We start from the raw sequence: 12,774 nt of genomic DNA on the forward strand, positions 1-12,774 counted from the left end.
ATGAAAAAGATAAAATATATATTGGGTTGCATTGGGACGGCATTGATGTTTTCTGCTTGTTCCGATTTTCTGGACGTAGCCACTCAAAACGGCTTGGATCCTGATCAGGCAAATGATGCTGAAAGATTTTGTAATGCCGCTTACGCTTCATTGATGAATCAGCGTGATGTGAAATTATGGGCTTGGGGAGATGTTCGTTCCGATGATGCTTATAAAGGCGGTGGCGGGACAAACGACGGTTACACGGAGCACTGTTATGAAACGGGTACGCATATCGTAACCACTTTTAACGAGCCGGACGGATATTGGTTTGCGCAGTATTGCGGTATTTCCCGTGTGAATACAGCTCTTAATGCGTTGAACCTTGTATCTGAGAAAGAGTTCCCGAATAAGGTGACCCGACAGGCAGAAATGCGCTTTTTGAGAGGACATTTCTATTTCTTGTTGAAAATTCTTTTCAAGAATATTCCCTTTGTAGATGAAACCGTTCCCGAGCACCAATATCAGTATATATCCAATGTAGCTTTGACTGATGTGGAAATGTGGGATAAGATCATTGAAGATTTTAAGTTTGCATTCGATAATTTGCCCGAAAAGCAGGCTGATTTGGGAAGAGCGAACAAATATGCGGCAGCGGCTTATCTGGCTAAGGCGAATCTGTATAAGGCTTATCGTCAGAATGAGAAATATGAAGTGACTTCCATCGATGCCGGTGATCTGGAAGAAGTAGTGAAATATACAGGAGAGGTTTTGAAGTCGAGTTATGGCTTGGAAACGGACTTTGCCTACAATTTCATGCCGGAATTTGAGAATGGGAAAGAGAGTATTTTCGCCATTCAATTTTCGAAAGATGACGGAACGATGTTCGGTAATCTGAATTTCGCTGATTTCCTTTCTGTACCACAAGGATTGGGATGTTGCGATTTTCATAAACCGAGCCAGAACCTGGTAAATGCGTTTAAGACCAGTAAGGGACTTCCGATGTTTAAAATGACGAATGGCGTATATTCGGAAAACTATGATATTGCCAATTATTCAAAGAGTAAGGCAGCAGATCCCCGTTTGTTCAGTACAGTAGCAATGGATGGCTTCCCTTATAAATATAATGAGGATCTTCTTTTCCAGAATTCCTGGAATCGTAATCCGGAGGTATATGGCAATTTTGCATCTTTGAAAGAGAATGTAGATCCTTCTTGTGACTGTTTTGTCAATCTTTCGCCCTACTATGCCAATTCTATGAATAAGATTCTGATTCGTTTTGCGGATGTATTGTTGATGAGAGCCGAAGCGTTGATTGAATTGAACCGGGAATCGGAAGCGTTACCGTTGATAAATCAGATTCGCCAACGTGCGCAGGATAGTGCCAATGGAATGGTTAATTATAGTGATCCGGACTTGAAACCGGTTATGGAAGTCGCGCTTTATCAGGATGGCAGCAATTGTGTCTGGAATCAGGAGTTTGCACGTTATGCTTTGAGATGGGAACGCCGTTTGGAATTTGCAATGGAAAACATGCGCTTCTTTGATTTGGTTCGTTGGGGAATTTGCAGTGAGACCATGAATAAATATTTCCAATCGGAGAAAGCAAGACGCTCTTATCTGAAAGAGGCTGTATTTACAAAGAACAAAAATGAATATGCGCCCATACCTCAACAGCAAATAGGTTACAGTAAGGATGTATATAAACAAAATTACGGATGGAAATAATCTTAAACAGGCAACTTATGAAAAAGTATTTTAGTTTAATGGCAATAATGTTGTCTGCATGTTGTCTACTCTTGACAGCTTGTGACGACGACAATCGTGAGTCTCTGGATCTTTCACAGGATGTGACTATCCATGAATTTACAATAAACGGTACACAGGGAACAATCGATAATGAAAACATGACGGTTAAAGTGATGCTTCCGCCTAAATCGGAGGTGACTTCACTGACACCTGTTATCGAAATAGCAGACCAGGCTACGGTTACTCCTGCCAGTGGAGAACAACAGAATTTTTCCGGCAATGTGGAATATAAAGTGGTAAATGGCAATCTGTATAACATTTACAAGGTTTCAGTAGAGGTATTGAATGCCCGGATTACAAGGTTTATGCTTAATGGCAGATATCTTGGAACGATCGATGATGTCAATCATACGATTAGTGTGACGGTTCCTACTACTATCGATATTACTAAGTTGATCCCCACCATCGAATATACCGAAGGGGCAACTATATCTCCGGAAAGTTCGAAAATGCAGGACTTTACCAATCCTGTGGTTTATACGCTTACCTATATGAATGAAACCTTTACTTATGAAGTATCGGTCATACAAAGCGATCATGCTTATGCGTTCTTAGGTACGGCCGAAACAATCGAAGGATTAACTAACGCTGATGAAAAGACGGCTGCGGAATGGATGATGGAAAATATTCCGAACAGTAAATATGTTTCATTGGAATCATTGAAGGATGGTTCGACTTCGCTGAATCAGTTTACTGCGGTATGGTTCCATTATGAACAGACCAACACGTTACCTGCCATTGCTGCCAACAAGAATGTGACGAATGCCCTTAAGAATTATTATACCGGTGGTGGTAATGTATTCCTGTCGGGAACCGCTTGCCTTTACACAGGAAGCTTGGGTATCACGCCTTCCACTTATATACCGAATAATCCTTTCGGCAGTTTCGGTGATGCGGAACAAGTGAATGCTCCCGGTGAACTTTGGGGGATCGCCATTACCGGATGCGAAGACCATCCTATCTATAAAGGGGTAACGGTTGACAAAACAACTCAGACATGGCCCGTTGTCTGGCTTATCGGTAAGGAAATATCATGGCGTAGGAACATCGGATGTCCATGGGATCTGGTTGCTCCTTATACGCAGGACTGGTCTGACTGGTCGGCAAAAACAGGAGGTACTCCGTTAGCTTCTTTCAACTGGGATAATGATTGTAATGAGAAAGTGGCTGTTTCAGTCTTTGACGGTGTCGAGGGAGAAAAGGGAACTGCTGTCTGCATCGGAATGCCGTCTTATGACTGGTATTATGAAAAAGAAGACGTATCGGCAAATCCTTATTATTCGAATATAGAGAAGATTACGCAGAATGTTTTCGACTATCTCACAAAATAAATAACAAAATTCAGGGCGGATACATCGCCTGCAAAAGACGATGTATCCCTTTGAACAAACCAGAAACGAACGATTCAGTAATTTAAAATCATAATTATGAAAAGATATATCTATGTTTTGTTTATGTTCATCACTCTTAACCTGTGGGCTTGTAGTGACAGTGAACCGTCTACGGACGGAGGTGGAGAAGAGGTGGTGGATAAGACTACCGATTGTCAGTCGGCCAATGAAAAAGGAGCTTATACGACTTGGTATAAACCGGCAAACGGCTGGGTAGGTGACCCGATACCTTATTATGATAACGGTAAATTCTATATTTTCTATTTGCAGGACTGGCGTTCGGGATATCCTTTTCTGCATCCGTGGCACATGGTTTATTCAACGGATCTTTCCTCTTTTACCTTTGGTGGCGAAACGATACCCTGCGGAAAAGAAGATGAGCAGGATGTGGCTTTAGGCACTGGTGGGGTTATCAAAGATCGTACTACCGGAGAATATTGCGCTTTTTATACCGGGCATCAGTGGAAATGGCAAGAGATGGGAGTGCCTACACAGGCTATCTTGCTGACAACTTCCAAAGACATGAAAACATGGACAAAGAAAGGGGAACATAACTTCTATCTGTCTCTTCGCGGGCAAAGCGGTTATGTGGAAAACGACTGTCGTGACCCGCATGTCTTTTATGATGAGGAAGACGGATTGTATAAAATGGTAGTGACAACCCATACCGATGCCGGGGCAACACTGGCCTTATTTACTTCAAAGGAGTTGCAGAATGCCAAAGCGTGGACGTTGCAGGAACCACTTTACACAGATCCCAATATTTGGGTGATGGAGTGTGCCGATGTCTTTAAGGAAGGCGAGTATTGGTATTTGACGTACTCGGATGTTGCTGACCGTAAAGTACACTACCGTTATGCCAAGTCGCTGAAAGGACCGTGGACGAAACCTGCCAACGATATTTTCGATGGCATTGCCTTTTATGCCGGCAAGACGATGTCGAACGGTACAGAACGTTATCTGGCCGGATGGTGTCCTACACGTATCGGTGATGGCGATGAAGACCAGTGGGGCGGTTCTCTGGTTTGCCACCGTATGCTGTTCAATGCTGATGGAACGATTGATCTTAAACTGCCCGACGGCATTGACAAGAAATTCACGACATTGAAGAAGACAGTACTTATCGATAAATCGGGTAAGGCAGTGAAGAAAGAGGATTCCTATGTACTTTCGGATGTAGCTTCGGTTTCATTCCCGCGTTTAGACAAGACGTGCAAAATAGAGGCAACCGTCAAAGCGACAGGTAATGACGATGCTTTCGGTTTTGCTTTTGGAGCATGTGATGATAAAACGGAAGTTTATTCCATTCGCTTTGATTTGAAAAACAAGCAGTTGGTAATGTCAAAAGATGACTTGACACGTGGCACTACTCCGACACAAACCAATGTTGCACTGACTGTTCCTGCCGACAAGCTGTTTAAGGTGAAAATTGTAGCCGAAAAGTCTGTTTGTGTAATGTATGTGAACGACAAGATTGCATTTTCCAACCGTATCGATAAAATGCCGAAAAATCCGTGGGCAATCTTTACAGACAAAGGAACGGAGATCTCTTTCTCCGATATAAAAGTATATGAATAATCCTTTATTTAATAATTAAAAACATTAGTAACATGAAAAAGACATTTTTACTCATTTCTGCATTTGCAGCCACTACTACACTGTTGGCTCAGGATGATTTAGTGATTTATGGTGATGTGACTCCGGACATTGTATGGAATAATTTTGCCGGTCCTACCAATGTACAGGAGGTTGATAATCCGAGTCCGGACGCTGTGAACTCTACGGCTAAGTGTATCTCGATGAACCGTCCCAAAGAAACGGGAGGTTCCGATGAAATAGGCTGGCCTTGGGAAGGTGCTTTATCCGAAAGTTTCAATGTACCTAATATAGCAGAGTATAATTCGATTTCGATGCTGGTGAAGAAGCCTTATCCGGGCAAAGTATGCCTTGAATTGCAGAGTCCGTCGGGAGGAAGCAGTATGATTTACGCAGAGTATACGGCAACCGATGATTCTTGGCAGAAACTGACATTTCCAATTATCAATGTTTCCGGTCTCGGTGCAACCGGTCTTACTAAAATATTGGTTGAGATCCATCGTGAAGATGAGAACAATAATGATGATTTCGAAGATTGCATCATGTATGCCGATGAAATCACCTTGCATAAGGCAATGCCGGAATTCGGTTTTAACGGCGAAGATAAAATAGCCGGCGGATGGATTCCTTTCCCGGGAGATGAATTCAGCAGAAAGGCGGGAATTGTGGACAATCCGGATAAGACAGGCATTAACGCGACTGACAAATGCCTGTGGATCAAAAGAGAAAAAGGAGATGAAGTATTCTCCGGTGCCATCAATCGCAATCTGAAAGTGACAGATTTGAACAGCTTCAAATGTCTGACGATGATGGTGAAAAAGAGTGTGGCAGGACCGGTAAGCCTGGAACTGCAATCTCCGGGTGAAGAGAAAAAGCAGATTTTGACTGCCGAATATACAGAGGTGGGAAAATGGCAAAAACTCTATTTCACATTCCCGGACAATCTGTTGGAAGGTGCTCCGTTGCAGATCATTATTTTACAGGCACATGTTGTGGATACCAAAGAAGACGATACTTTTACCGAACCGATGGATGTTTATGTAGACGAACTCTATTTATCCAATGACGCAGTGTCTATTCCTCTTCTTTCAAAAGACCCGAACGAGATTGTAAAGACCGAGATCTATGATGTCAGAGGGATGCTTGTCAAAACATTCGGCATGGGAGAAGAAGTATCTGCCGATAATTTGGAACAAGGTATTTATGTTGTGCGCCAGATCGATCAGGATGGAAATGCGACAGTGACAAAATTAATGAATAAATAATCAGGATACACGGAAAGCGAAGGACCCGTATGAAAACCGGGTTCTTTACTTCCCTGTCCGGAACTTTAAGGAATACCGACATGAATTATACACGTTATTTATTATTGCTGTTTGGTGTGATGGCATTGGCGTCTTGCCGACAAGAGAAGCTGGATGTCACATTCAGTTCATTGCTGGAGGAGATGGTTGATTATGAAGAAGCGGCCCGTTTTCCGGCTCTGCCGTTCTCTTGCCGTCAGGAAAGTAGTTATGACCGTCGGTCGATTCATCCCGATTCTGCCGGTTGGTTTGCCAATAATGACGGTTTTGGAATCATCCGTGTGGATACCGTGAACGGGAGAAAAGAAAATGTTCTGTTCGATCAGGACGGTCCCGGCGTTATTACCCGGTTTTGGCTGACAACAATGGATAAACGGGGTGTAATGCGTTTTTACTTTAATCATGCTAAAGATGCCCAATGGGAAATCCCGGCATATGACTTGCTTCGCACAGGATTGCCGATCGGTAGAGAATTTGCCCAAGAACACCCCAACTATACTCCGGATGGAAAGGGAGGAAATACCCTGTTTTTACCGATCCCGTACAGCGACGGATGTAAAGTCACCTTTGAACTGCCGGATTCAATCGAACCGTCCCCCAAATATTATGGAATAAACTATCGTCGCTATCCGGTAGGAACCAAGGTTGAAACGTTCTCTGTTGAGGTAGTAGAAAAGAATAGAGACAAGATATTGTATGTGGACTCTTTGTTGCAGCATTATCCCTCTTATGAAAAGGGAACATTGTTGACCGAATCACAGGAACTGGCTTCAAAAGATTCACTGTCGGTCGTACTGCCGGAAGGTACAAATGCTGTCCGTCTTCTATCGGTGAATATCCAGGTAGATTCCGCCCATTATGAACAAGCCATGCGCGAACAGATTATTAAAATGGACTTTGACGGTGTAGAGACTGTTTTGGTTCCTTTGAGCGATTTCTCAGGAGCCGGTATGGGAGCGCGTAAGTCGGATAGTTGGTATGTATCTGCCGATGGTAAGGGACAAGTGGTCAGCCGTTGGGTAATGCCTTATCAGAAAAATGCAGTTTTCACATTGGTAAATCTTTCCTCCATTGCCGTAAAGGCAGCAGTTGAAATACGCGTGGACAGTTGGCAATGGGATGAGCGCAGCCTTTATTTCCACACTTCCTGGAAACAGGAAAAGGGCATTCATGTAGAAGCCGATCCGGATAATGACGCGGCATGCATAGACTGGAATTTTGCAACCCTGAACGGACGCGGAGTCTATAAAGGAGATGTCTTGTCGTTATTCAACCACACCTTAGCCTGGTATGGCGAGGGAGATGAAAAGATATGGGTAGATGATGATAAAAACTTCCCTTCCCATTTCGGGACGGGTACGGAAGATTATTACAACTGTTCCTGGGCGCCTGTGATTCCTTTCTATACTCCTTTTGGCGGAGCAACACGGGCGGATGCTGAAACGTCTATCGGATATAATACATTCTTCCGGACGCGGAATTTGGATCAGATACCTTTTAACAAGAACCTCCGTTTCGATATCGAGATGTTGAGCTGGATATCCGGCGAAGTGGATTATGCAACCACTGTATATTGGTACGGTGATTTAAATGCAAAGGCAGAAGGGTGCACACCGGTAGAGGTGGTGACGCAACCTTTGTTATCTCAACCGGCCGATCCTGCTGCTTATAAAATAGCAGAAAACGCCATTGAGTTTGAGAAACTGACTCCTGTGGCAAAATCCGGAGAACTGTTTACCGACGGGCAAGGCATGCTTACTTTTTCCGATGGGAAATGGAGCGGTAGCAAGCAGTTGATTTGTACACATGGAAAAGTCGGGAGTTTCATTGAGTATGTGTTTGATGTAACGGAGAATCAGCCATACGATATCATTATTCATGGCACCAAAGCACCCGATTATGGCATCATCGGCTTTTATGTGAATGACCGGAAGTCTCCGGTTGTATTCGATGGTTGCAGCGCTCCTGAATTCGATGTTGCCAATTCCGGCCCGATCCGTCTCGGACGTTATGTTCCGGAAAATGGAAAGATACGTTTAAAAATAGAATTGGTCGGTAAAAACGAAAAAGCTCATGGTACGGGTGGTATTTTCGGATTGGATTGCCTGATTTTGAATGCCGTAAAATAAACGGGGCAATACCATAACGATGATATTGCCATGTATCATTATTATAATTGGATGAATCAAATATTGTATATATCCGGTATCCGTCTTATGTTGGACGGATACCGATGTAACAAATATAACATAGTTTGCAATAAATGTGATAGGTACTCTACGCTATGGCGTCTATCTTTGCAGCAGTAGAATTTAAAATCTTAATACCAAAACAACATGTTTCACTTAAAAGACTCTTGGCGGAAAATCGGAAGAATGCTTTCCTTGTTTATAATAGGAACCACTGCTTCTATTTGTACTTGTCCGGCTATAAATCCTCCTTTCGTGATTAAACATTTAGGCGACGGACAGAGTATCGTCCAGATTGATGAACAAAAAAAATATTTACTTCTTCCGGTAGAAGAGGTTTCGCCCGAAGCGAAGTTGTATATGATAGCCGATAATGACGTGGTGCGCAATATGAATGTACGTCTTGCTATCAATAAAGTAGACTATTTCGTACCTGTTGATCTTACCGGATTTGAGAACAAACATCTTTCTTTCAACTTTCAGCTTATCCCGGATTCGGCTATCTGCTGGAAAGAGATGAAGCTTTCGGATGAATTCGATACTTCCAATCGCGAAGCATTTCGTCCGGTTTATCACTTCACTCCGGCTTACGGTTGGATGAACGATCCCAATGGAATGGTATATAAGGACGGTGTTTACCACCTGTTCTATCAGCATAATCCTTATGGCTCCATGTGGGGAAATATGCACTGGGGGCATGCTACCAGTACGGATCTTGTCAATTGGAAACATCAGGGAGATGCCATTTCTCCGGATGCATTAGGCACTATTTTCAGCGGTTCATGTGTGGTGGATAAAGATAACACGGCCGGTTTTGGCGCAGGGGCTATCGTTGCTTTCTATACTTCGGCAAGCGACCGTCAGGTGCAAAGCATGGCATACAGTCTGGATAATGGAAAAACATTCAAGAAATATGCCCGTAATCCTATTCTGACATCTACTCAGCGTGATTTCCGCGATCCGAAGGTGATCTGGCATGAAGATACGAAAAAGTGGATTATGATTCTTGCCGTGGGGCAGGAAATGCAGATTTATTCTTCTTCTGATTTGAAAGACTGGACACTGGAGAGTAAATTCGGTGAAGGGCAAGGAGCTCATGGAGGTGTATGGGAATGCCCCGATCTGATAGAGTTGCCTATTGAAGGTACTGAGTTGAAAAAATGGGTGCTTATTTGTAACCTTAATCCGGGCGGCCCGTTCGGAGGTTCTGCTACGCAATACTTTGTCGGGACGTTCGATGGAAAGAAATTCGTAAATGAATCTCCCTCAAAAACGAAATGGATGGATTGGGGAAAGGATCATTACGCCGCAGTGACTTGGAGCAATGCTCCCGAAGGCCGGCACATTGCTCTGGCTTGGATGAGTAATTGGGAGTATGCCAATAATGTACCGACTCGGCAATATCGGAGTGGCAATTCTGTGCCGCGAGATCTTTCGCTTTATACCCATGAGGGAGAAACTTACGTAAAATGCACTCCTTCCCGGGAATTACTGAAATTGCGTGATAAAGGTACAAAGAAACGTACTTTCAAGGTAGACCGTACCTATAATCTGGATAAACTGATTGCCGACAACACAGGCACATACGAAATAGAGATGACCATTAAAAATAAAAATGCAGAGGTCATCGGTTTCCAGCTTTTCAATTCCAAAGGCGAAGAAGTGGAAATGTATTATAATCTCGTGGAAAAGAAATTCTTCATGGATCGCACCAAGAGTGGGGATGTGTCGTTCAGTAAAGAATTTCCGGCTGTGACATCGGCTCCCATAGAGGGGGGGGACGAAATCAAACTTCGTTTGTTCGTCGACAAATCGAGTATTGAAGCTTTTGGCAACGATGGGCGTTTCGCAATGACGAATCTCGTGTTTCCGTCAGAACCTTACAACCGTGTCAGTTTCTATGCCAAAGGCGGTAGTTATAATGTAACTTCATTCACTGTATTTAATTTAGTAGTCAAGTAGTTTAGTAGTCAAGTAGGTAAGTAGTTAAGTAGGTAAGTAGTAAGTAGCAGATACTACGTAAATGTAAGCAAGACATTTCTACTTAACTACTTAACTACTTACCTACTTGACTACTGAACTACTGAATCACTGAATTTCTTACTGCTTAAAAAAACATATCATGGAAAATAGTAAAAATGCTTCGTTATCGAAACTCGTCCCGGTGATGCTTTGTTTCTTTGTCATGGGATTTGTTGATCTTGTAGGGATTGCTTCTAACTATGTAAAGGCCGATTTGAACCTGACGGATTCTCAGGCAAATATCTTCCCTTCATTGGTGTTCTTTTGGTTCCTTATTTTCTCTGTGCCGACGGGCATGTTGATGAACCGTATCGGTCGTAAGAAAACCGTGTTACTTAGTTTGGTGATCACTTTTGCTTCTCTGCTTCTTCCGATTTTTGGAGACAGCTATCTGTTGATGCTTGTTTCATTTTCTCTGTTGGGCATTGGAAATGCCTTGATGCAGACTTCTCTGAATCCACTGCTTTCAACGATTGTCAGTGGTGAGAAATTGGCAAGCAGCCTTACTTTCGGGCAGTTTATAAAGGCTATCGCCTCTTTTCTTGCCCCTTATATTGCCATGTGGGGTGCTACACAAGTGATTCCGTCGTTCGGTCTGGGGTGGCGTGTATTGTTCCCCATTTATCTGATTATTTCCATTGTTTCCATTCTGTTGCTGAATGGTACGAAGATCTCCGAAGAGATGGAGGAGGGAAAGCCGTCTACGTTCACTCAGTGTCTTGCTTTATTAGGGAAACCGTTCATTCTGCTTTCCTTTATCGGTATCATGTGTCATGTTGGTATTGATGTCGGTACGAATACTACCGCTCCAAAAATACTTATCGAGCGTTTAGGTATGACGTTGGCCGATGCCGGTTTTGCTACCAGTCTGTATTTTATCTTTCGTACTATCGGTTGTTTACTCGGTTCGTTTATTCTGCGCAAGATGTCTCCTAAAACGTTCTTTGCCATCAGCGTATTTTGTATGTTGGCGGCGATGGTGGGGCTGTTTGTTTTCCATGATCAGACCATGATTTATGTTTGCATTGCTCTTATCGGTTTCGGTAACTCGAATGTATTCTCCATTATTTTCTCTCAGGTATTACTTTACATGCCTAATAAGAAGAATGAAGTTTCCGGATTGATGATTATGGGACTTTTTGGTGGAACTATTTTCCCATTGGCAATGGGGCTTGCTTCCGATGCAGTGATGGGACAAAGCGGTGCGGTAGCGGTGATGACAGTCGGTGTTGTGTATCTTTTATACTATACCCTCCGCATCAAAAAGTAATTTCAATCGTAAATCGTAAATTGTTAAATCGTAAATAAAACAGGTATGAATAACATAATAGTAGGAATGGGTGAGGCACTTTGGGATGTGTTGCCCGAAGGAAAGAAAATAGGGGGGGCTCCGGCGAATTTCGCTTACCATGTATCACAATTCGGTTTCGACAGCCGTGTAGTGAGTGCTGTCGGTAATGATGATTTGGGTGATGAGATTCTGAAAGTATTTAAGGAAAAGCAGTTGAAACATCAGTTGCAGACAGTGAATTATCCTACCGGAACTGTGCAGGTGACATTGGATGACAACGGTATTCCCTGCTATGATATTAAGGAAGGGGTAGCTTGGGATAACATTCCATTTACAGATGATTTGAAACGGCTGGCATTAAGTACTCGTGCTGTATGCTTCGGTTCGTTGGCCCAGCGCAATGAAGTGAGCCGCACTTCGATCAATCGCTTTCTCGATACCATGCCCGATGGTGAAGGACAATTGAAAATATTCGATATCAATCTTCGGCAGGGATTCTTTACCAAAGACATTATCCGTGATTCCTGTCAGCGTTGCAATGTATTGAAAATTAATGATGAAGAATTGGTGGCTATCAGCCGATTGTTTGGTTATCCCGGCATTGATCTTCAAGACAAATGTTGGATTTTGCTGGCTAAGTATAATCTGAAAATGTTGATTCTCACCTGTGGAACAAACGGTAGTTATGTTTTTACTCCGGGAGTCGTTTCTTTCCAGGAAACCCCTAAAGTACCGGTAGCAGATACAGTAGGTGCAGGTGACTCTTTTACCGCGACCTTTACCGCAGCTTTATTAAAAGGGAAAAGTGTGCCCGAAGCTCATAAACTGGCGGTAGAAGTTTCTGCATATGTTTGTACTCAGAGTGGTGCCATGCCGGAACTTCCACAGGTTTTAAAAGATAAATTATAGGATAAGATATAAATGAATTGTGTCGTGATTTGAGAATGTTCGAATCTGACGAATGAAAGGAAGAAAGGTTGGTTTTGGTAAGGAAAAAGTAATACAAATTAGGTTGTTTGTAAAAGGTTGGTTTTCAATAGGTTGGTAAACTTGCTTTTTTCTCGTAGAGTTTCGGGTCGTTCCTCGTAGAGGAAGGTTCTGTTTCTCTACGAGGAACGGGGCAAGTCTCTACGAGAAAAATCCTGTTCGTTTATAATCTTTTACAGTAGTAGAAAGTTTATAGAAAAGAGAAT

Annotated in this window: 8 protein-coding genes; all 8 read left to right on the forward strand. The window is 42.9% G+C overall.

Translation table 11 applies throughout. The annotated features are described in order from the left end of the window. The 8 genes from HMPREF1532_RS11730 (at window position 1) to HMPREF1532_RS11765 (ending at window position 12,490) form a co-directional block, all read left to right on the forward strand. Window positions 1-1,707, forward strand: coding sequence for a RagB/SusD family nutrient uptake outer membrane protein (locus tag HMPREF1532_RS11730; protein ID WP_025819129.1), 1,707 nt, complete (start codon window positions 1-3; stop codon window positions 1,705-1,707). A gap of 17 nt (window positions 1,708-1,724) precedes the next feature. Next, window positions 1,725-3,119 (forward strand): DUF4960 domain-containing protein, encoded by a 1,395-nt coding sequence (locus HMPREF1532_RS11735; protein ID WP_005929563.1) that lies wholly within the window; start codon window positions 1,725-1,727, stop codon window positions 3,117-3,119. Between the two features lie 96 nt (window positions 3,120-3,215). After that, window positions 3,216-4,757 carry a glycoside hydrolase family 32 protein gene (locus HMPREF1532_RS11740; RefSeq protein WP_005929566.1) on the forward strand — a complete coding sequence of 514 codons (1,542 nt, stop codon included), beginning with the start codon at window positions 3,216-3,218 and terminating at the stop codon, window positions 4,755-4,757. A 32-nt stretch (window positions 4,758-4,789) separates the two neighbouring features. Then, window positions 4,790-6,040 carry a T9SS type A sorting domain-containing protein gene (locus HMPREF1532_RS11745; RefSeq protein ID WP_005929569.1) on the forward strand — a complete coding sequence of 417 codons (1,251 nt, stop codon included), beginning with the start codon at window positions 4,790-4,792 and terminating at the stop codon, window positions 6,038-6,040. Between the two features lie 80 nt (window positions 6,041-6,120). Then, a complete protein-coding gene (locus tag HMPREF1532_RS11750; RefSeq protein WP_005929572.1) occupies window positions 6,121-8,208 on the forward strand; it encodes a glycoside hydrolase family 172 protein in 2,088 nt (695 codons plus the stop codon). Window positions 8,209-8,415: 207 nt separating this feature from the next. Then, window positions 8,416-10,230, forward strand: coding sequence for a glycoside hydrolase family 32 protein (locus HMPREF1532_RS11755; RefSeq protein WP_005929575.1), 1,815 nt, complete (start codon window positions 8,416-8,418; stop codon window positions 10,228-10,230). Window positions 10,231-10,390: 160 nt separating this feature from the next. Then, entirely contained in the window at window positions 10,391-11,560 is a 1,170-nt protein-coding gene (locus HMPREF1532_RS11760; RefSeq protein WP_005929578.1) for an MFS transporter, read from the forward strand. Between the two features lie 45 nt (window positions 11,561-11,605). Continuing rightward, complete coding sequence (locus HMPREF1532_RS11765) at window positions 11,606-12,490, forward strand: carbohydrate kinase family protein (protein WP_005929581.1); 885 nt, start codon at window positions 11,606-11,608, stop codon at window positions 12,488-12,490. Window positions 12,491-12,774: the final 284 nt, after the last annotated feature.

Origin of the sequence: Bacteroides salyersiae WAL 10018 = DSM 18765 = JCM 12988, from assembly GCF_000381365.1 — a bacterium.
GTDB lineage: Bacteria > Bacteroidota > Bacteroidia > Bacteroidales > Bacteroidaceae > Bacteroides > Bacteroides salyersiae.